The 21,853-nt window shown below is 42.4% G+C and carries 20 protein-coding genes; 16 read left to right on the top strand and 4 right to left on the bottom strand.

The genetic code is table 11. The features are described from left to right. The first annotated feature begins 349 nt into the window (after positions 1 to 349). The 14 genes from rny to hfq all read left to right on the top strand — a co-directional run bounded on the left by rny (position 350) and on the right by hfq (position 17,878). A complete protein-coding gene (gene rny, locus EP737_RS04490; RefSeq protein WP_129726733.1) occupies positions 350 to 1,912 on the top strand; it encodes a ribonuclease Y in 1,563 nt (520 codons plus the stop codon). A gap of 157 nt (positions 1,913 to 2,069) precedes the next feature. Beyond that, positions 2,070 to 2,864, top strand: coding sequence for a TIGR00282 family metallophosphoesterase (locus tag EP737_RS04485; protein ID WP_129726732.1), 795 nt, complete (start codon positions 2,070 to 2,072; stop codon positions 2,862 to 2,864). Positions 2,865 to 3,134: 270 nt separating this feature from the next. Continuing rightward, positions 3,135 to 3,395 carry a stage V sporulation protein SpoVS gene (spoVS, locus tag EP737_RS04480; RefSeq protein ID WP_129726731.1) on the top strand — a complete coding sequence of 87 codons (261 nt, stop codon included), beginning with the start codon at positions 3,135 to 3,137 and terminating at the stop codon, positions 3,393 to 3,395. Positions 3,396 to 3,453: 58 nt separating this feature from the next. After that, positions 3,454 to 4,380: a dipeptidase gene (locus tag EP737_RS04475; RefSeq protein WP_129726730.1), complete on the top strand. Its 927-nt coding sequence runs from the start codon at positions 3,454 to 3,456 to the stop codon at positions 4,378 to 4,380. A gap of 258 nt (positions 4,381 to 4,638) precedes the next feature. Next, a complete protein-coding gene (locus tag EP737_RS04470; RefSeq protein WP_129726729.1) occupies positions 4,639 to 6,399 on the top strand; it encodes a 2-oxoacid:acceptor oxidoreductase subunit alpha in 1,761 nt (586 codons plus the stop codon). Continuing rightward, entirely contained in the window at positions 6,386 to 7,252 is an 867-nt protein-coding gene (locus EP737_RS04465) for a 2-oxoacid:ferredoxin oxidoreductase subunit beta (RefSeq protein WP_129726728.1), read from the top strand. Before EP737_RS04470 ends, EP737_RS04465 begins: the two co-directional genes overlap by 14 nt. 467 nt (positions 7,253 to 7,719) lie before the next feature. After that, positions 7,720 to 9,249 carry a tRNA (N6-isopentenyl adenosine(37)-C2)-methylthiotransferase MiaB gene (gene miaB, locus EP737_RS04460; RefSeq protein WP_129726727.1) on the top strand — a complete coding sequence of 510 codons (1,530 nt, stop codon included), beginning with the start codon at positions 7,720 to 7,722 and terminating at the stop codon, positions 9,247 to 9,249. A gap of 3 nt (positions 9,250 to 9,252) precedes the next feature. After that, a complete protein-coding gene (locus tag EP737_RS04455) occupies positions 9,253 to 9,702 on the top strand; it encodes a YlbF/YmcA family competence regulator (RefSeq protein ID WP_129726726.1) in 450 nt (149 codons plus the stop codon). A gap of 373 nt (positions 9,703 to 10,075) precedes the next feature. Continuing rightward, a complete protein-coding gene (locus EP737_RS04450) occupies positions 10,076 to 10,621 on the top strand; it encodes an outer spore coat protein CotE (protein ID WP_129726725.1) in 546 nt (181 codons plus the stop codon). A gap of 221 nt (positions 10,622 to 10,842) precedes the next feature. Next, entirely contained in the window at positions 10,843 to 13,452 is a 2,610-nt protein-coding gene (gene mutS, locus EP737_RS04445; protein ID WP_129726724.1) for a DNA mismatch repair protein MutS, read from the top strand. Positions 13,453 to 13,455: 3 nt separating this feature from the next. Further along, the gene (gene mutL / locus EP737_RS04440; RefSeq protein WP_129726723.1) at positions 13,456 to 15,333 is read left to right on the top strand and encodes a DNA mismatch repair endonuclease MutL; all 1,878 of its coding nucleotides are present in this window, start codon (positions 13,456 to 13,458) and stop codon (positions 15,331 to 15,333) included. A 150-nt stretch (positions 15,334 to 15,483) separates the two neighbouring features. Continuing rightward, positions 15,484 to 16,260: an ABC transporter ATP-binding protein gene (locus EP737_RS04435; protein ID WP_129726722.1), complete on the top strand. Its 777-nt coding sequence runs from the start codon at positions 15,484 to 15,486 to the stop codon at positions 16,258 to 16,260. A 417-nt stretch (positions 16,261 to 16,677) separates the two neighbouring features. Beyond that, the gene (gene miaA, locus EP737_RS04430) at positions 16,678 to 17,628 is read left to right on the top strand and encodes a tRNA (adenosine(37)-N6)-dimethylallyltransferase MiaA (RefSeq protein ID WP_129726721.1); all 951 of its coding nucleotides are present in this window, start codon (positions 16,678 to 16,680) and stop codon (positions 17,626 to 17,628) included. A gap of 25 nt (positions 17,629 to 17,653) precedes the next feature. Further along, entirely contained in the window at positions 17,654 to 17,878 is a 225-nt protein-coding gene (gene hfq / locus EP737_RS04425) for an RNA chaperone Hfq (RefSeq protein WP_129726720.1), read from the top strand. Positions 17,879 to 17,905: 27 nt separating this feature from the next. Here hfq and EP737_RS04420 read toward each other — a convergent pair whose 3' ends face one another. Then, a complete protein-coding gene (locus EP737_RS04420) occupies positions 17,906 to 18,913 on the bottom strand; it encodes a tyrosine-type recombinase/integrase (protein WP_246040176.1) in 1,008 nt (335 codons plus the stop codon). A gap of 82 nt (positions 18,914 to 18,995) precedes the next feature. Here EP737_RS04420 and spoVK point away from each other — a divergent pair, with 82 nt between their 5' ends. Then, positions 18,996 to 19,949: a stage V sporulation protein K gene (gene spoVK, locus EP737_RS04415; protein WP_129726718.1), complete on the top strand. Its 954-nt coding sequence runs from the start codon at positions 18,996 to 18,998 to the stop codon at positions 19,947 to 19,949. 59 nt (positions 19,950 to 20,008) lie between these two features. On the opposite strand, the gene sspL is transcribed toward spoVK, so the two are convergent. The 3 genes from sspL to gpmA form a co-directional block, all read right to left on the bottom strand. Continuing rightward, positions 20,009 to 20,146 (bottom strand): small, acid-soluble spore protein L, encoded by a 138-nt coding sequence (gene sspL, locus EP737_RS04410; protein WP_129726717.1) that lies wholly within the window; start codon positions 20,144 to 20,146, stop codon positions 20,009 to 20,011. A gap of 15 nt (positions 20,147 to 20,161) precedes the next feature. After that, a complete protein-coding gene (locus tag EP737_RS26500) occupies positions 20,162 to 20,296 on the bottom strand; it encodes a hypothetical protein (RefSeq protein WP_281278873.1) in 135 nt (44 codons plus the stop codon). Between the two features lie 246 nt (positions 20,297 to 20,542). Continuing rightward, positions 20,543 to 21,334 carry a 2,3-diphosphoglycerate-dependent phosphoglycerate mutase gene (gene gpmA, locus EP737_RS04405; protein ID WP_129726716.1) on the bottom strand — a complete coding sequence of 264 codons (792 nt, stop codon included), beginning with the start codon at positions 21,332 to 21,334 and terminating at the stop codon, positions 20,543 to 20,545. Positions 21,335 to 21,465: 131 nt separating this feature from the next. Between gpmA and EP737_RS04400 the strand changes: the two genes are divergently transcribed. Then, positions 21,466 to 21,853: helix-turn-helix domain-containing protein (locus EP737_RS04400; RefSeq protein ID WP_205650880.1), on the top strand; the 388-nt coding region annotated here is incomplete at its 3' end.

Here is a 21,853-nt window from a genome sequence, read left to right as displayed (position 1 = left end):
CAGTATGGTTTTTAGCTGGTTTTTCGTCTGGAGAACGTGTCAAACGTTTATAGGTAAAGAAAGTAAAAGGATGCAACCCTTGACAATGAAAATAGCGCCCGATACAATAAGAATGTATATTCTTTTCTAACCTTACAGTTCTCTTGAAAAAGAAGGATTGTAATTCCGGACAAGACCCGCCAGACGGTGTTTTAGTTCCGAGCTTTAAACTATGACCTTATAAGGTGTCAATTTTAATGAAAATGAAAAGGGTCCTAAAAAAGGACAGCACGTCATTTATTGTACATTGAGACATGATAATGTACATGCCGGCAATCTTTTCCTATTCATAGCAAGAGGAGGTGAATTTATGAGCATAGTTGTGGCACTCATCTCCATTTTGCTTGCCGCTATCGTCGGTGCAGTTGTTGGATTTTTTGTTCGAAAATCCATTGCGGAAGCGAAGATTAACGGTGCTACCAATGCTGCGAAGCAAATTGTCGAAGAGGCAAGGCGTGAAGGAGAGGCATTGAAGAAAGAAGCGCTGTTAGAAGCAAAGGATGAAATTCATACACTTCGTACAGAAGCGGAATTAGAGATTCGAGATCGAAGAAGTGAGTTGCAAAAACAAGAAAATCGTCTAATGCAAAAGGAGGAGAACCTCGATCGCAAGGATGAATCGCTTGATAAACGCGAGCAGTTGCTTGAAAAGAAAGAGGATTCTCTAACACTCAGACAACAGCAGATTGAAGAGTTGGAAAGCAAAGTGGGAGAGTTGGTCCAAAGGCAGCAAGACGAGTTAGAGCGTATCTCAAGCTTAACGCGAGAGGAAGCGCGCGCGATTATTTTAGAAAAGGTAGAAAACGAGCTTTCGCATGAAAGTGCCGTTATGATTAAGGAAAGCGAAGTGCGGGCGAAGGAAGAGGCTGACAAAAGAGCGAAGGAAATTTTGTCAATGGCGATTCAACGCTGCGCAGCTGACCATGTTGCAGAAACAACGGTTTCTGTTGTAAACCTTCCAAACGATGAAATGAAGGGTCGTATCATTGGTCGTGAAGGACGGAATATCCGTACGCTAGAAACGCTTACAGGTATTGATTTAATTATTGATGATACACCAGAAGCAGTTATTTTATCAGGTTTTGATCCAATTCGTCGTGAAACAGCCCGTATTGCGCTAGATAAGCTGGTGCAAGATGGACGCATTCATCCGGCCCGTATCGAGGAGATGGTTGAAAAATCGAGACGTGAGGTGGATGAATACATCCGTGAAGTGGGTGAACAAACAACGTTTGAAGTGGGTGTACATGGATTGCATCCTGATTTAATCAAGATTTTAGGTCGTCTGAAATTTAGAACGAGCTACGGTCAAAATGTGTTAAAGCATTCTATGGAGGTTGCATATCTAGCGGGACTTATGGCAGCTGAACTTGGTGAGGACGAAAAGCTGGCACGCCGGGCTGGATTGCTGCACGATATCGGAAAAGCTATTGACCATGAGGTTGAAGGCAGCCATGTTGAAATTGGCGTGGAGCTTGCAACGAAATATAAAGAGCATCCGATCGTGATTAACGCAATTGCATCTCACCACGGTGATACAGCACCTACATCTGTCATTGCCGTGCTCGTTGCAGCAGCAGATGCATTGTCTGCAGCACGACCAGGGGCAAGAAGTGAAACGCTGGAAAATTATATTCGCCGCCTAGAGAAGCTTGAAGAGATTTCAGAGTCCTATGAAGGTGTGGAAAAATCATATGCTATTCAAGCTGGACGCGAGGTTCGTATTCTCGTTAAGCCTGATGCCATTGATGATCTTGAAGCGCACCGCTTAGCACGTGATATTCGTAAACGCATTGAAAATGAGCTTGATTACCCAGGACATATTAAAGTAACGGTAATCCGTGAAACGCGTGCGGTTGAATATGCTAAATAAAACAGATCGTGATTTATGCTGATAGGCAGAAGACAGTGATCGGAAATAAAGTGGTCTCGCACCACTTTATTTTTTTGCACTTTAAGCGAGCTGTATCTGCTTTTCTTATTAGCAGGAAAGTATAAAAACAAGGCCGATGTGAGAAAGGGTTGCAACAATGAGAATTTTATTTGTAGGGGACGTTGTCGGTTCCTCTGGAAGACAGATGATTCAGGACTACGTTCCAAAATTAAAAAAGAAGTACTCGCCAACGGTCACTATTATAAATGGTGAAAATGCGGCTGGTGGGCGCGGGATTACTGAAAAAATTTACCGGAGTTTTTTAGAAGCGGGCGCTCAAGCTGTGACGCTAGGTAATCATGCGTGGGATAATCGTGAAATATTTGAATTTATAGATAACGCCAAGTATTTAGTAAGACCAGCGAATTTTCCGGAAGGTACACCGGGAAAAGGGCTCATTTTCTTAAATTGTAATGGTATAGAGGTTGCTATCATTAATTTGCAGGGAAGAACCTTTTTGCCACCGCTTGATTGTCCATTTAAAAAGGTGGATGATTTGATTGCACAAGCAAAGAAGAGAACTTCTATTATCTTTATCGATTTTCATGCGGAGGCAACAAGCGAAAAGCAGGCACTTGGATGGTATGTAGACGGAAGAGCTACAGCTGTTGTCGGAACGCATACGCATGTACAAACAGCGGATAACCGGATCTTACCAAACGGTACGGCGTATATTACGGATGTGGGAATGACGGGGCCGTATGATGGGATATTGGGAATGGAACGTGGAGCTGTTTTGAAAAAGTTTTTAACAGCGCTGCCGGTACGATTCGAGGTGGCAGAAGGCCGTACTCAGCTTAGCGCGGTTCTCATTGATGTAAATCCATCGACAGGCAAAGCGAGCAGAATTGAACGTATTTTGCTGAATGATGACCAAACATTTTTTGAGTAACAAGCCGTTAGAGGGATTTTGAGTGATCATGAACGGTCGTGATGTCCGTTGTCTGCGATAGCCCGGAATGGCTGCTATAGAAGCAAAAAACAGTTTATGTCAACATTTCTTAAAAGTAGACAATAAATTGTTAGAATAGACAATATATTAAAATTTTTTCGAAAACTTCCGATGGATAAGCAGGAATATGAAAACCTCCTCGTGAATATAAGTAAAGTGAACTTAATAACCGCTTATAACTTTGAAAGAAAAACGAGGAGGAAACGACGAATGGAGATATTAAAAGTTAAAGCAACTTCGGTCCCTAATTCTGTAGCTGGTGCACTTGCCGGTGTGATTCGTGAGCGCGGCTCCGCAGAAATCCAAGCCATTGGCGCTGGTGCATTAAATCAGGCTGTGAAGGCAGTAGCGATCGCAAGAGGATTTGTAGCACCAAGCGGAGTTGACTTGATTTGTATTCCTGCTTTTACTGATATTATGATTGATGGCGAAGAACGGACTGCGATCAAGCTTATCATTGAACCTCGTTAATTTTAACAGCCTGTTTGCTGAAGCAAACGGGCTGTTTTCTATATGAAAGGAGATTAAAATGGTAGTCTTTGATGCACACTGTGATGTATTGTGGCAAATATGGCAAAGGAAAAGAAGAGCTGCTTTTAACAAAGATGATTCTTTGCACGTTACTCTTGAAGGTCTCAAAAAAGGAAAAGGAAAGCTGCAATGCTTTGCTGTCTATGTTCCGGAAGAGGTGCCTCACGAGCAGCGTTTTGAGATCGCTCTAGAAATGATTCATATTTTCTACGAAGATATTTTAAAGCAGCATCCAGAAATGAAACTTGTTTCAACAAGAAAAGACATCCTAGCGCTTCAAGAAGAAGAGATAGGAGCACTTTTGACATTAGAAGGCTGCGATGCGATCGGCAGCAGCTTAACGCGTTTGCAAACTTTATATCGTTTAGGTGTGCGCTCTGTTGGATTAACCTGGAATTATGCGAACGCGGTAGCAGATGGTGCACTAGAGACGAGAGGAGCAGGGCTATCCGATTTTGGGAAGCAGGTCGTACAACAGTTGAACGAATACCGCTTATGGACAGATGTCTCCCATTTGTCAGAACGGGGATTTTGGGATGTGATGCAGCTCGCTCATTTTCCAATTGCCTCTCATTCTAATTGCTATTCGCTTTGCCCGCATCCCCGAAACTTAAAGGATGAACAAATTCGTGCGTTGATTGCACGAAACGGAAGGATTGGTATTACGTTTGTGCCCATGTTTTTGACAGAGGGGGGGCCTGCTGCGATTACGCATATCCTACAGCACCTAGAGCATATATGCTCATTAGGGGGGGAGCACCATGTTGGATTTGGTTCGGATTTTGATGGGATTACAGAAACTGTACATAATCTTGGAAGATATGCAGAATATGAAAACTTAAAAAATGAACTAGTTAAGCACTATACAGAAGAGCAGGTTCATTCTTTTTTATATGGGAATTTTATGAGGGGCGTAACATTTTAACTTACCATTATACTAAAACTAGCCTGCTGAATGTGGGATTGTAATAAATTTTAAAAAAATGTTAATAAATTTATGTCAAATTATTGCATTTTTTTGTCAAGAGGTCTAGAATTGTAAACGAATTAGGACTATGCAAAAATCCTATCAAATTAGAACAGGTATAATTTGTATACATTGTAGTTTCTTTTTTTAGAAAGTGGTAAACTGGAAGAGTAATAAAATACACTACAATGAAGGCAATCCAAAGGGGTGTAGGAGATGATTAGTCAACTTTCCTGGAAAGTTGGGGGACAGCAAGGTGAAGGTATTGAAAGTACGGGGGAAATTTTCTGTATTGCACTAAACCGCTTAGGATACTACCTGTACGGCTATCGCCATTTCTCATCACGCATTAAAGGCGGTCATACGAACAATAAAATTAGAGTAAGCACAACAGATGTTCGTTCAATCTCTGATGACTTAGATATACTGGTAGCTTTTGATCAGGAAACAATTGATGTGAACTTCCATGAATTGCGTGACGGTGGTATTGTTGTAGCAGATGCCAAATTTAATCCAACAATTCCAGAGAGCGCTACGGTATCTTTGTATGCGGTTCCATTCACAGATATGGCTACGGAGCTAGGCACGTCTCTTATGAAAAACATGGTTGCTGTTGGAGCTTCAAGCGCTGTTTTAGGCTTAGATGAGAATGTGTATGTGAAAGTGGTAGAAGAAATTTTTGGCCGCAAAGGGAAGCAAGTTGTGGACAAGAATATGGAAGCTATTAAACGCGGTTCTCAATACATGAAAGAACTGCTTGGAGATAAAGTAAGCTTAATGCAATTAGAGAAGGCTGATGGCAATCAGCGCATGTTCATGATTGGTAATGATGCAATCGCATTCGGGGCACTAGCTGGCGGAGCCCGCTTTATGGCTGCGTATCCAATCACCCCTGCTTCTGAAATTATGGAATATTTGATTAAAAAGCTTCCGAAAGTAGGCGGTACTGTTATTCAAACGGAAGATGAGATTGCAGCCTGTACAATGGCAATCGGTGCGAACTACGGTGGCGTACGGACATTGACAGCGTCTGCAGGACCGGGTCTATCCCTTATGATGGAGGCAATTGGTTTATCTGGAATCACAGAAACACCGTTAGTTATTGTAGATACACAACGCGGAGGTCCAAGTACGGGACTCCCTACAAAACAAGAGCAATCTGACTTAATGGCGATGATTTACGGTACGCATGGAGAAATTCCAAAGGTAGTTATCGCGCCAAGTACAGTAGAAGAGGCATTTTATGATGCTGTGGAAGCGTTTAATATTGCTGAAGAATACCAATGCCCGGTTATTCTTTTAACAGATTTACAATTATCCCTAGGAAAACAAACGGCACAGCCGTTAGATTATAATAAAATTCAAATTCGCCGCGGAAAGCTGGACTTAAATGCGCAGCCGGAAAAACAAGGAAAAGAGTACTTCAAGCGTTATGAAGTGACTCAGGATGGCATTTCTCCACGTGTGATTCCTGGAACGAAAAATGGTATTCACCACGTAACAGGTGTAGAGCATGCAGAAACAGGAAAGCCATCTGAATCAGCAGCTAATCGTATCGCCCAAATGGATAAACGTATGCGTAAGCTAGATAGTTTACGTTCTAAATTTGACACCCCTGTATTCAAAAATGCAAAGCACGAGGAAGCAGACGTCCTGCTAGTCGGTTTTAACTCTACGCGCGGGACAATCGAAGAAGCGATGGAGCGTTTAGAGCAATCTGGCTTGAAAGTAAATCATGCCCATATTCGTCTAATTCATCCATTCCCGAAACAGGAGCTTCTGCCGCTTGTGCAAAATGCAAAGAAAGTGGTTGTTGTAGAAAACAACGCGACTGGACAACTTGCAAACATTATTAAAATGAACCTTGGCCATGGCGAGAAGATTTCCAGCTTCTTAAAGTATGATGGAAATCCATTCCTGCCAAAAGAAATCTACAACGAATGCAAAAAAGGGGTTGTTTTAAATGGCAACGTTTAAAGAGTTTCGCAATGATGTAAAACCAAACTGGTGTCCAGGCTGCGGAGATTTCTCCGTGCAAGCTGCAATTCAACGTGCCGCTGCAAATGCAGGCTTGGAGCCTGAGCAAATGGCAGTTGTGTCCGGTATCGGATGTTCTGGCCGTATCTCTGGTTACATCAACTCGTATGGCTTCCACGGCATTCATGGTCGTGCTCTTCCAATTGCGCAGGGCGTGAAAATGGCGAACCGAGATTTAACAGTGATTGCTGCGGGTGGCGACGGGGATGGTTTTGCGATTGGTATGGGCCATACAATTCATGCGATTCGTCGTAATATTGATTTAACATATATTGTCATGGATAACCAAATCTATGGTTTGACAAAAGGACAAACATCTCCGCGAAGCAGTTCTGGCTTCAAAACAAAGAGTACGCCACAAGGGTCTATTGAACCTGCATTGTCTGTTATGGAAATGGCCTTAACAGCAGGTGCGACTTTTGTAGCGCAAAGCTTCTCCAGTGATTTGAAGGAATTAACACAAATCATTGAAGCGGGGATTAACCATAAAGGATTTTCTTTAATTAATGTGTTTAGTCCATGTGTAACATATAACAAGGTGAACACATATGACTGGTTCAAAGAAAATTTAAAACGATTAAGCACGGTAGAAGGCTATGATTCATCTAACCGTATGATGGCAATGCAGACATTGATGGAAAACGATGGTCTTGTCACTGGTATTATCTATCAGAATAAGCAGCAGCCTTCTTACCAAGAGCTTATCAAAGGATATAGCGAGCAGCCTCTGTCTCAAGCAAACCTTTCTTTAGACAAAGACATGTTTAATGAGCTTGTAGCAGAATTTATGTAAGCGAGGAAGCCTCTCTGGTGACAGGGGGGCTTTTGTATACCACTGTGGGAAAGTATAAATTTCCTGGCTAGAAGACAATTCGACGTGGCTAGACATTCTAGAAATACAGTATAAGGGCAACTAAGCTTCTGTTTTCGCCTAAGGGTAGGGCTCACCACTCGACGAGTTTCTTTAAGGAATTTCATATTGTAGTAAACCTTTCTATCAGATTTTGTTGAAAGAGTACCCCTACTTCTAAGCGTAGCGTAGGTGGGGGTAATTCAAATTGGGGAAGTTCAAAATGACAGAAATGTAACGGAAACTTATAAGTGTTTGTATTGTTATAAACTTGTCTTAAGATGCAGTGATCGACAAAGCCCCTCTATATTGTTTAATTAGGTCAAACGCTTTATACTATAATAATGTGTGCAAAAGAAACAAGGTGCACGATAGTATGCAAAGAAATTGGATATGGAGGGAGATTCGTCGTGAACGAACAACAACGATTGCAAAGTCAACAAGTGAATTCTTCGGACAAAAAATCCGATCAGGATTACAGCAAATATTTTGAGAAAGTGTATCAGCCGCCTTCTTTAAAGGATGCAAAAAAACGCGGGAAAGAGGAAATTCAAGTTCATCGAGATTTCGAGATTCCTGAAGAATTCCTAGGTATGGGGACAGGCAAGAAGTTTTACATCCGCACATATGGCTGTCAAATGAACGAGCATGATACAGAGGTAATGGCTGGTATTTTTATGGGGCTTGGCTATGAGCCTACTTTTACGGTTGAGGATGCAGATGTCGTTTTACTTAACACCTGTGCAATCCGTGAAAATGCCGAAAATAAAGTGTTTGGTGAAATTGGTCATTTAAAACCGCTTAAGATGAAAAACCCTGATCTTTTAATTGGGGTATGCGGCTGTATGTCGCAGGAAGAGTCTGTTGTCAACAAAATCATGAAAACTCATCAATTTGTTGATATGGTATTTGGTACACATAATATTCATCGTCTTCCAAACATTTTGCGTGAAGCAATGTTTTCAAAGGCAACGGTGGTCGAGGTGTGGTCGAAGGAAGGTGATGTAATCGAAAACCTTCCAAAGGTACGCCGCGGCGATATTAAAGCGTGGGTAAATATTATGTACGGCTGTGATAAGTTCTGCACGTACTGTATTGTGCCATATACACGCGGTAAGGAACGCAGCCGTCGCCCAGAGGACATCATTCAGGAAGTTCGTCATTTGGCAGCACAGGGTTATAAGGAGATTACTCTTCTTGGTCAAAACGTTAACGCCTATGGTAAAGATTTTGAGGATATGAAATATGGTCTTGGTGATTTAATGGATGAGATCCGTAAAATTGATATTCCGCGCATCCGTTTTACAACGAGCCATCCGCGTGATTTTGATGACCGTCTTATTGAGATTTTAGCGAAGGGCGGAAACCTTGTAGAACATATTCATTTGCCAGTACAATCCGGCAGCACGGAAGTATTGAAAATGATGGCGCGTAAGTATACGCGTGAGCAATATCTGGAGCTTGTTCGCAAAATCAAAGAGGCTATTCCTGGTGTTACCTTAACAACAGATATTATTGTCGGCTTCCCGAATGAGACGGAAGAACAATTTGAGGAAACTTTATCGCTTTACCGTGAAGTAGGGTATGACAGTGCGTATACATTTATCTACTCTCCACGCGAAGGTACGCCTGCTGCAAAGATGGAAGATAATGTACCGATGGCTGTGAAGAAGGAGCGTTTGCAGCGCTTGAACGCACTTGTGAACGAGCTATCTGCGGAAAAGAATAAGGCGTATGAGGGACAAATTGTCGAAGTGCTTGTTGAGGGAGAAAGTAAAAATAACCCGGATGTACTTGCAGGCTACACACGTAAGAACAAGCTTGTAAACTTCAAAGCTCCGAAGTCTACAATCGGTCAGCTTGTGCAGGTAAAAATTATAGCAGCAAAAACATGGACACTAGATGGAGAGTTGTTAGAAAAGCCAATTGAGGTGAAGTAGTATATGACACAATATACAAAAGATGATATTGTTGCACGGGCAAGGGAATTAGCGAAAATGATTTCTGAAACAGAAGAAGTAGACTTCTTTAAGCGTGCAGAGGCGAAAATTCACCAAAATGAAACAATTAAACAAACAATCAGTCAAATTAAGGCGCTGCAAAAGCAGGCTGTGAATTTGCAGCATTATGGAAAGACGGAAGCATTGAAGAAGGTAGAAGCTGAAATCGATGCATTGCAAGATAAGCTTGATGAAATTCCAATTGTGCAGGAGTTTCAGTCCTCCCAGACATATGTGAATGACTTGCTGCAGCTTGTTGCTAACACCATTTCCAATACGGTAACAGATGAGATTTTGTTATCGACAGGAGGAGATGTGCTGATGGGTGAAACAGGCGCAGAAGTGCAAAGCAAGCATAGCGGGAGCTGCGGCACCGGCTGTGGTTGTTCATAAGACAAAGAAAGGCGTTCCTCTTGAATAGAAGGGGACGCCTTTTTGCACTGTAAGAAAGTATAATTTTTCGGGCCTTGTCCGCTTTTTTAATGATGAAGAACAAACGAAATCCTTCCATAAACCGGCTTCTCTAAAGCTGCGACTGCTTTTCCTAATACACATAAATCATCTTCAGGTGCTTGTCATAATTCTCCTGTTCTTTTCATAGGGCACTCATAGAAAAACTACGAACATATTTGGGCGCTACCGCATACAATGTATTGTACGAATTCCGAAAAGGAAATGGTACATCCATCTCTTTTTTTTAGGCGATAGCACATTCCACGAATGTCACGCATATGATGAATTGAATATTCATTGAGGAGGGTTTGGAATGTCCGAATATAGAGAGATTATTACAAAGGCTGTTGTCGGAAAAGGCCGCAAGTATACAAAATCTACTCATACAGTAGATCCGAACAACTATCCAACGAGCATTTTAGGCTGCTGGGTCATTAACCATGTATATGAAGCGAATAAGTACGGCAAGTACGTGCAAATCGAGGGCTATTATGATGTGAATACATGGTACTCGTATGACGAAAATACAAAAACAGAGGTTGTTACAGAACGTGTTCGCTATGAGGAAGAGGTAAAGGTTCGTTATCGTGACAAGAACTTTACAGGGGATGATCATGAAATTATTGCCCGCGTGCTGCAGCATCCGAATTGCTTAGAGGCTGTAATCTCTCCAAACGGCAACAAAATTGTGGCGACTGTTGAACGTGAATTTATTTGCGAGGTTGTAGGTGAAACAAAGGTATGCGTGAGGGTGAATCCGGAAGGCTGCCATGATGATGAAGAATACTACTACAGCGTGGATGATGAAGAATTTGAGGATCTAGATCCAAACTTTATGTTAGATTCCGAAGAAGAGTAATACGAAGCTAGGGAGGTTTTCTTCCTAGCTTTTTATCTTACTGTAGGACTGTATAAATTTCCAGTGGCAGTTATTTGAAGTGGTCAGGAATGTTAAGAATATAGTGCAATGACGCCGCTGCTCTTGCCAATCGGCGAGCCTTCTTTAATTGTACCCTATATTTGAGAACATGTTATAATAAGATGAAATACATGAGGAAACTAGAAAGCCGGAGGATTGAAATGGCACAGTATACGCCTATGATACAGCAATATTTAACAATTAAGGCAGACTATGAAGATGCCTTTTTATTTTTTCGTCTCGGAGATTTTTACGAGATGTTTTTTGGTGATGCCGTAAAGGCGGCGCATGAATTGGAAATTACCCTAACAAGCCGTGATGGCGGTGGAAGCGAGCGCATTCCAATGTGCGGGGTACCGTATCATTCCGCTAAAAATTATATAGAGCAGCTGATTGAAAAAGGATATAAGGTTGCCATTTGTGAGCAGGTAGAGGATCCAAAAACAGCTAAGGGGGTTGTGCGCCGCGAAGTTGTGCAGCTGATTACACCCGGCACGATGATGGAGGGACGCTCTCTTGATGAGAAGGAGAATAACTTTCTCGTATCGATTACAGGCTTTGAAGATGGTTCCTATGGTCTAGCGTGCAACGACTTAACAACGGGACAAAATACGGTCACGTTGCTGCGCGGTTCTATGGAGGACGTGCTGTTGGAAGTGCACGGACTTGGGGCGAAGGAGGTTGTCGTCAGCTCTTTATTTTCCGGAGATGAACTGAAGAAGTTGACCGATCTTTTGAAAATTACAATTTCCTACGAGGAAGACACATCGATTCCGGAAGGCTTGGAGCATGTCGCACAGGATCTGCCGGAAACAAAGCTCATCGAGACGGTCGGACGCTTGCTTCGTTATGTTTGGCGTACGCAAAAGCGTTCGTTAGATCATTTGCAGCCAGTAGAGATGTATCAAAGCAACCATTTTATGAAAATGGATGTGCATTCAAAGCGCAATCTTGAGCTGACGGAAACGATTCGTACGAAGGAAAAGGCGGGATCTTTGCTATGGCTGCTTGATAAAACAAAAACAGCGATGGGAGCCCGCATGCTTAAGCAATGGATGGAGCGTCCGCTCGTGCGTCAGGAGCAGATTGCACAGCGCCACGGTATGGTTGAGACGTTTGTAAACAGCTATTTCATTCGTGAGGATTTAAAGGAAAAATTAAAAGAGGTGTATGATTTAGAGAGGCTGTCCGGAAAGGTAGCGTATGGGAATGTCAACGCAAGAGATCTTCTTCAGCTCAAGCGCTCGCTCCTGCAAGTGCCAGGGATTTTACAGCTTATGGGAGAATTGGATAATCCATATATACTTGAACTTATGCGGGGGGTTGACCCGTGTGAGGAACTGGCTGCGCTGCTTGAAAAAAGCATCCAAGAAAATCCGCCATTATCAGTGAAGGATGGGGATATCATCAAGGATGGCTATCATGAAAAGCTTGATCAATACCGGTATGTTAGCAAGAACGGAAAAACGTGGATTGCTGACTTGGAAAAACGGGAACGTGAACTAACGGGCATCCGGTCACTGAAAATCGGCTATAACCGTATTTTTGGTTATTATATTGAAATTACCCGTGCCAATCTTTCTTCTCTTCCAGAGGGACGATATGAGCGTAAGCAAACACTAGCGAATGCTGAACGCTTTGTAACCGATGAGCTGAAGGAAAAAGAAGCGATGATTTTAGAAGCGGAAGAGAAAATTGTTCAATTGGAGTATGATTTATTCCTGCAGCTGCGTGAGCAGGTAAAAGCGTATATTCCAAAGCTGCAGCAGCTTGCGAAAGCAATTAGCGAGCTGGATGTGTTTCAAAGCTTTGCGACAGTGAGCGAAGAGGAACAGTTTGTAAGACCTGTGCTTAGTGCGAACCAGGAGCTTGTTCTCATTGACGGTCGTCATCCTGTCGTTGAGAAGGTGCTGGAGAAGAAAACATATGTGCCGAATGATTGCGTGATGCGTGAGGACTTGAATATGCTCCTTATTACAGGTCCGAACATGTCAGGGAAAAGCACATATATGAGGCAGTTGGCGCTGATTGCGGTCATGTCGCAAATCGGCTGCTTTGTACCAGCGAAAGAGGCAGTTCTGCCGGTCTTTGATCAAATTTTTACACGTATCGGTGCTGCGGACGACTTAATTTCGGGCCAAAGTACATTTATGGTCGAAATGCTTGAGGCAAAGCATGCAATTGCAAATGCGACGCACAGAAGCCTGATTTTATTCGATGAAATTGGGCGCGGAACATCCACGTATGATGGTATGGCACTGGCGCAGGCGATTATTGAATATATTCATCATCATATCGGGGCTAAAACATTATTTTCTACTCATTATCATGAGCTGACGATATTGGCGGATCAGTTGGACAAGCTGCAAAATGTTCATGTTTCTGCAATTGAGGAAAACGGCAAGGTCGTATTTCTTCATAAGATTAAAGAAGGGGCAGCGGATAAAAGCTACGGTATTCATGTTGCCGAGCTTGCTGGTCTTCCATCCTCGCTCATTGCACGTGCAAAGGATGTGCTCGAATCACTAGAAGGGCAGGAAGTACGTGAAAATGCACCGCCTGTTCAGCAGGAGGAATCATTGCTTGCAAAGGAAGGGCAGCTCTCCTTCTTTTCTATAAACGAACGTCCGGCTGCAATGCAAATGAATGCTCTTTCTTCACAGGAAAAAGAGATATTGAACCGAATCCAAACAATGGATTTATTAGACATGACGCCGCTTGAAGCATTGAATGAAATGTACAAGCTGCAAAAAAAGCTAAAGAAGGGATAAAACATGGGGAAAATTCGAAAGCTTGACGAACAGCTATCCAATCTCATTGCGGCGGGCGAGGTCGTAGAACGCCCTGCTTCTGTTGTAAAAGAGCTCGTTGAAAACGCGGTCGATGCCCATAGTACAACAGTTGAGATTCACCTTGAGGAGGCAGGCTTGTCGAGTATTCGCATTCTTGATAACGGCGATGGTATAGCGGAAGATGATTGCCTATTGGCATTCGATCGTCACGCGACAAGCAAGATTCAAGACGAAAACGATTTATTTCGCATCCGTACGCTTGGCTTTCGCGGCGAAGCGCTGCCAAGCATCGCATCTGTTAGTGAATTAGAACTCATAACAAGTACGGGGGATACTGCAGGGACGCATCTCGTCATTAAAGGCGGCGAGGTGATGCGCCTTGAAAAGGCGGCAAGTCGAAAAGGAACAGATATTACGGTTCGCAATTTATTTTTTAACACACCGGCCCGTTTAAAATATATGAAAACAATTAATACCGAACTAGGCAGTATTACGGATATCGTCTATCGCCTTGCGATGTCTCATCCAGATGTCTCTTTTCGATTGTTTCATAATGAGAAAAAGCTGCTGCATACGTCTGGAAATGGCGATGTTCAGCAAGTGTTAGCCGCCATTTACGGTGTAACGGCAGCGAAAAAAATGATTCCAATTCAAGCGGAGTCTCTTGATTTTACGATAACAGGCTATATGGCACTCCCGGAACTTACGCGGGCATCACGAAATTATATTTCAACGATTGTCAACGGACGCTATGTAAAGAACTTTTCGCTAGTAAAGGCGATTCAACAAGGGTATCATACGCTGCTCCCAATCGGGCGGTATCCGATTGGTTTTTTATCAATCGAAATGGATCCGATGCTTGTAGATGTGAATGTTCACCCGGCAAAGCTTGAGGTACGCTTCAGCAAGGAGGCTGAACTTTTAAAATTGATGGAAACAGCGATTCAACAGGCGTTTCATAACCTGCAGCTGATTCCCGATGCATCTGTGACAACGAATAAAAAAATAAAACAAGAAAGTGTGCAGGAGACCTTTCAATTTGATCATGGGGCCCCTGCCGCTTCTCTTCCGACTCGTACATTTGTCAATGAGTACAAGCCGCCTGCTGCGCCTATTGTGCAGGAGGCAGCGGTAGAGAAGCAGAAATATATCCACCCTAAAGCTGCTGTACAAGAGGAGATCCAGTATGAAGCAGATGCAGGGGATACGCTTATGGCAGAGGAGCTAGAAAGAGCCGACGATGGGATGTTCGAGGAGTGTCCGCCACAAACAGGAAATGAATTGCCTCCTCTATATCCAATCGGGCAAATGCACGGCACATATATTTTGGCTCAAAATGATCAAGGGTTGTATATACTCGATCAGCACGCGGCGCAGGAGAGAATCAACTATGAATATTTTCGTGAGAAGGTTGGACAGGTTGCTTCTGAGGTGCAGGAGCTGCTCGTTCCGTACCGTATCGATGTTTCATTGCCCGAGTTTTTGCGGCTTGAGGAGCAGCTGGAAGAGCTCCGGAAGGTTGGATTGTTTTTAGAGCCATTCGGCCATCAAAGCTTTCTTGTGCGCTCGCATCCGACATGGTTTCCGAAAGGACAAGAGGTTGAAGTTATTGAGGAAATGATGCAGCAGGTGCTGAAACTGAAGCGGGTTGATATCCGTAAGCTGCGGGAAGAAGCGGCGATTATGATGAGCTGTAAGGCTTCTATTAAAGCAAATCAATATATTACAAATGATGAGATTTTTGCGTTGCTTGAGGACTTGCGTAAGACAACAAACCCATATACATGCCCGCATGGCAGACCAATTCTTGTGCATCATTCAACGTATGAGCTGGAGAAGATGTTTAAAAGGGTAATGTGATAAATACTAAGAACCAATCCTTTGTTTATAGGGGATTGGTTCCATAAACTGCACAAAAATGGGCAGATGGCACAAACAACATACGGAATGGCTAATATAGTAGTGTTTTGGAATATGTATACATAATTTGTTGAAAAAAGAGGGGTTTCTATGGTCATCGATTTACAAAACATTTCGTGGGTTAGACAAGGTAAGCAAATTCTAACTGATGTTTCATGGCAAGTTAATCGCGGTGAGAACTGGTGCCTCGTCGGCTTGAACGGTTCCGGAAAGACGACGCTTTTAAATATTTTAACGGGTTATATTTGGCCATCTACTGGTTCGGTGACAGTGTTAGGACAACGGTATGGAACGGTTAAGCTGCCGGAATTCCGAAAGCGCATCGGTCTTGTCAGTTCGTCCTTGCAGCAAAGATTTTACGGTCATGAAACAGCGGAAGAGGTTGTGATGAGCGGCAAATTTGCAACGATTGGGCTTTATGACGGGGTAGAAGCAGACGATGAACAAAGGGCGCGGGAGCTGCTTGTGTTATTTGGATGTGAAAAGCTTATTGGAAGGCAATATCATACGTTTTCGCAAGGAGAGCAGCAGAAGGTATTAATCGCAAGAGCGTTAATGGCTTCCCCAGATATTTTAATCTTGGATGAGCCATGTACAGGTCTTGATTTATTGGCGCGCGAGCAGGTGCTCGCCATGATTTCTGACATCGCTTCTAAGCCCGATGCGCCGACGCTTATTTATGTAACGCATCATATTGAAGAAATCGTTCCATGCTTTACGCATACACTTCTTCTCAAGGAAGGAACGATATTTGAAACGGGTGCTACAGAACAAGTGCTGGATGCTGAGGCATTAAGCCGTTTTTTTGGCGTTCCGGTTGAGGTGCACGAACGCGAAAATAGAAAGTGGATTGTTGCAAGTCTCTAACCAAACCATGCGAAAAGCAGAATAAGCCTGCAAGATAGGGCGCTTATTCTGTTTTTTGTTTGAAGAAAGTATAGCTCCTGATATTGAACTCCCCACAGTAGATAAAAACCAATTTTTCAAATTGTTTAGCTGATATTCCACCCTTTTCAAGCATATGTTTTCCTCCATAAGTTGGCATCATTCTGTGATTTACCCTGAATTAAGATTTTAAGAGTATACCAAATAGAACAGAGTTCTTTTGGTATACTGTCCCATTAATGAAATAAAGATTCGTTTTTAAATAACGGGAGCCTGCCTGTCTGTTTATGAAATTTCATGTACCATATTGGGGAATTTATACTTTTTCTCTTCTAAAACTTCAGAAATTGGGTATAATAATCAGATGTACAACTTTATATAAAAAGAGAGTGGAGCCATATGGGAGGAATACAGCAAGAAAAGGTCGTTGTCATTATCGGACCGACAGCGGTCGGTAAGACGAAGCTAAGCATTGATATGGCAAAGGCATTCGATGGTGAGATTATAAGCGGCGATTCTATGCAGGTGTATCGAGAGATGGATATTGGCACAGCGAAGGTAACGAAAGAGGAAATGGAAGGAATTCCTCATTATATGATTGACATTCGCGACCCCGATGAACCGTTCTCGGCAGCAGAGTTTCAACAGCTTGTACGAATGCACATTCATGATATCTCAAAACGGGGTAAGTTGCCGATTATTGTAGGCGGGACAGGGCTGTACATACAGTCTGTCTTGTATGATTACCAATTTTCAGAATCACCGGGAGATGAGGCGTACCGCGAAAGCCTTGAAAGATTAGCAGAAACGGATGGAGTAGGGGCGGTATACGATATGCTAAAGCATGCTGATCCGCAAAGTGCTGAACGCATTCATCCAAACAATGTACGCCGCGTAATTCGTGCACTCGAGATTTTGCATACAACAGGAAAAACGATGAGCGAAACGTTAGAAGGGCAGCAGCAAATCTTGCTATATGACACCGCTATTGTTGGTCTGACAATGGCGCGGGACAAACTGTACAATCGCATTAATCAGCGGGTCGATCTTATGATGGAGCAGGGCTTGCTCGAGGAGGTTAAATCACTGTATGATCAGGGCTTGCGTCATTGTCAATCAATTCAAGCGATTGGATATAAGGAGTTGTATACATACTTTGAAGGGATAACAACCTTAGAGGAAGCTGTAGAGGCTTTAAAAACAAACTCAAGGCGTTACGCAAAACGTCAGTTAACATGGTTCCGCAATAAAATGGATGTTACATGGTTTGACATGACAGAGGGCGAAAAAAAGGAAGAAATTTTCAGCTATGTAGAAGGAAACCTACGGTTAAAGGCGAATAATACGTAGGTAGAGAAAAAGAGGAGGATTCGACATGAAGCAATCTATCAATATCCAAGACCAATTTTTAAACCAACTCCGCAAGGATAATACGTTTGTAACGCTGTACTTGCTAAATGGATTCCAGCTTCGCGGTCTGATTAAAGGCTTCGATAACTTCACAGTGTTACTGGAAACAGATGGAAAGCAACAGCTTATTTATAAGCACGCGATTTCTACATTCATGCCGCAAAAAAATGTATCTATTGAGCTTGAATAGGATACATGTATACATAAGGAAACCCTCTTATTCAGTAAGAGGGTTTTTTTTTGCATAATCGTAATATCGTTTGAGAGAGAGCTTCGTTTTAAAGCCTACTCGCTTGATAATCTCCTGTTCGCTCACTTCTTGTTCAATGAGTCTGAGAATAAATGTATTACGGAAGTGCTGGCCGGAGATTCCTTTTCGCAATCCTGCACGTGCAACCTCCTGGCGAATCATCTTTTGTACAGCAATTTCGGTTAAGGCCTTAGGGGCATCGTTTTCATATACCCAACGGTACGTATTGCGATTAAAGTCAAATGCGACAAACAGTGGATCATCAGAATGATACTTTGGACGAACCGGTTCTGGGATGATTTTATAGTATTTGTAGAGCTGTTTTTTGTCTTGGATGGTAAGGGTAATCGTACGTGCGATACCGGAAACAGGCGGAATGGAGAGCGTGTTTGTTTCAAAATGAACATGGTGCATATTTAATGAGATGAGCTCTTGTAAAGATAATCCGTAATCAAGAAGCAACGTAATGATGCTGATGTTTCGGTCAATTAGTAAAGAACGGGCCGGCAGTTGCTTTTCCGATAAATGTTCAAGAGACGAAAGGATATTCTTCAAACGATGCTCTTCCTGTTCTGTAATAAAATCAGACGTGCGCAGTGCGCGGTCTGGTTGGATCACCATTTCCATCTCTTTCAAAGGGTTTTTCATCCCAGGATTGGATAACTGGAAAAATTGATATAATCGATTGAGAACGATGAACACGCGATGTATCGTTTTCTCGGAATAATGACGAATCGTTTTTAATTCAAAAAAGTAATTTTCGTAGTCTTTTGTACATAGAGATGCCCATATATTGTTAGAAGAAGCTTTTTCTTTTTTTTCAAGCCAGTGGATAAAGTCCTCGATATCGTACATGTAACGTTTAATGGTGGATTGCTTTCTGCCCTTACTCGTTAGGTAAGCAGCAAATGTACGAATCGTATCGAGCAATTCATCATTTTGAATTCGCTTTGTCTCCAACATCTCACCACCCATTATATTTTTTCTAAATTATAACAGAAAATGCTGCATAAATGTTGAATTGTTAGGAGAGTGCTAAAAGGTTAGGGGTGATTATATGGAACAGTCCATTCGGAAGAAAAATAATAATCAAATTAATATTGTGTTAAATACGAGAACCAAAGCGCCCGCCCCTGTTCCGCCGCCAAAGTCGATATTGACGGAACCGTCCCCAAAGCATGAAATGCTAAAGCAAATAGAGGAAGAGATGAGCAAACTCGTTGGGATGAACGAGGTCAAATCTATTATTAAGGAAATCTATGCTTGGATTTACGTGAACAAAAAGCGGCAGGAAACAGGGCTTAAGGCAGAGAAGCAAGTGCTGCATATGCTTTTTAAAGGAAATCCTGGAACAGGAAAAACGACCGTTGCGCGTATCATTGGGAAACTTCTATTTGAAATGAACGTACTATCTAAGGGGCACCTCATAGAGGCTGAGCGTGCGGATCTCGTTGGGGAATATATTGGTCATACAGCACAAAAAACGCGTGATTTAATTCGAAAGTCGCTAGGAGGCATTCTATTTATTGACGAGGCGTATTCATTGGCGAGAGGAGGAGAAAAGGATTTTGGCAAAGAGGCAATTGACACTCTCGTCAAGCATATGGAGGATAAGCAGCATGATTTTGTCCTCATATTAGCTGGGTATTCACGGGAGATGAATCATTTTCTTTCCTTAAACCCAGGGCTTCAATCCCGTTTTCCATTTATTATTGAATTTCCAGATTATACAGTCAATCAGCTGCTTGAAATTGGGAAGCAGATGTATGAAGAGAGAGAGTACCAATTGTCCAAGGAAGCGGAATGGAAGCTGCGAGATCATCTCAATGCAGTGAAATATTCTTCTGCCATTACAGCGTTTAGCAACGGGCGGTATGTGCGGAACATTGTAGAAAAGTCAGTCCGCTCCCAGGCGATGCGGCTTCTGCTCCAAGATTCGTATGATAAACATGATTTGCTGACGATCGCGGGTGCAGATTTATCGTTCGAAGAAGAAGCACATGGCTTATAAAAGGCATATTCTTTCTCACAAAGAGGCAATAAAAAAACACGAAGCCGCGGCTTCGTGTTTTAGATTTTTGTATTGCTTTTTTTAGCACGATTTTCAAGAGCAGTTTTTGGATCGCGTGATGCTTCATCCGGCGTTAGGCCCTGCGGGTTTACGCTAGTTCCTTGAACGGTGCCACGATTTTTTTGTTTTTTTCCCATTGTAATCTTCCTCTCCTAGTCGTTCTCACGTTGCTGGCGGAGCTGGTGATGGCGCTCCATTTTCTCGCTTTTCGCGCGATCTGAATCAAATGCATTGCCGGACTGTCTTACTGAGCTTTTTTGTTTTCCTTTATTAACGTGATTGGTCATAGTCTGCACCCCCTTGCTCTTATAGTATTTACACTTTGTAGGAAAAAACATCTCTAAAAATGAGGGAACTGAAAAAGTTCATTTAACATACAGACGAATAACTTCTTTATTTGTATAGTTATAAAAATTTCTTTGTTTACTCAAAGTAAGGACCTTTCCGGCAACCTTCACAAAGGAACTGCTTTCTTGGCAAGATAAGAATTTATAAAACTGGGGCATGTTTACCATAAATAGGGTTAGAGAGTCTTATTCTTCCCAGGAATTGATATGAAAATCAGCAATTTCCTCTTTATCAAGCAGTTCAGACGGGATATGCTTTGGAATGATTCCCGGAGCCATTTCTCCATCCATACCTAGGTAGTAATGCCGGATTGGCTTTAAAGTATTATCAAATTCATATACAAGCGGTATGCTTGTCGGGATATTTAAGGTGGCAATCCCATCCTCGGACATTTGATCCAGATATTGAATGATGGCTCGCAGTGTATTTCCGTGGGCTGAGATGATGGCTCTTTGTCCACCCTTTAATGCAGGTGCGATTGCTTCATCCCAGTATTTCAAAACGCGTTTTTTTGTATCCGCAAGACTTTCGGTAAGAGGAAATTCCTCTTCTTTCACATTCTTATATCTAGGATCTGAATACTGATATCTTGGATCATTTTTATCAAGTTCAGGCGGTCTAATGTTCATCGATCTTCTCCATGTATACACTTGTTTTTCCCCGTATTTTGCGGCGGTCTCTGCTTTATTTAGACCTTGCAGTGCACCGTAATGGCGTTCGTTTAATCTCCACGATTTATGGACAGGAACCCAAGCGAGATCCATTTCATGAAGAATAATCCATAAGGTGCGAATCGCTCTTTTTAAAACAGAGGTATAAGCCACGTCAAACGTATATCCATTTTTTCTTAAGATGATGCCTGCTTCTCTTGCTTCGTTTAGTCCGTTATCCGATAAGTCTACATCAGTCCAGCCGGTAAAGCGGTTTTCGAGGTTCCATAGACTTTGCCCATGGCGGATGAGTACAAGTTTGATCATAAGAATCTCCTTTTAACAGATTTTCTGAAAAGAAGTCCCCTTCCTCAAGGAATGTGAAGGGCGTAGCCCAAATGAGTAGGTGGGGGATGAATTTTCAGTAGGCGTAAGGCTATTTTTTCTCTTCTTTGTAGTTGGTTATTGAGAACCGAACGCACATTCGTTATAATGTTATTACCAATACATGGAAGTTGGTGTTGAACATGGCAACTAGGGAAGATGGAACTTATATAAAAGGAACAAAAAAATCTTTACCAGATGGTTGGATCACTTCTGGTTTTCGTTTTTCTATTGTTCCCACTGAAGAACAAGCGATACGCCTAGAACGAGCATTTGGGTGTGAGAGAAAGGTTTACAATGTATATATAGCTGGTTTGTATGAACATTTGGAAGGGATTGGATTTGCAGGTGGTTTTATTCGTTATCAGGTTCCTTCCTATACGACAATTACTGCTCAGTACGATTATTTAGATAAAAGTAATGATTCTTTTGTCTACAATGATGCGAAAATGAGGTTTCAAG

The sequence above is a fragment of the Ectobacillus funiculus genome (genome assembly GCF_004138295.1).
GTDB classification, from domain to species: domain Bacteria; phylum Bacillota; class Bacilli; order Bacillales; family Bacillaceae_G; genus Ectobacillus; species Ectobacillus funiculus.
This window is presented reverse-complemented; position numbering and strand designations above follow the sequence as displayed.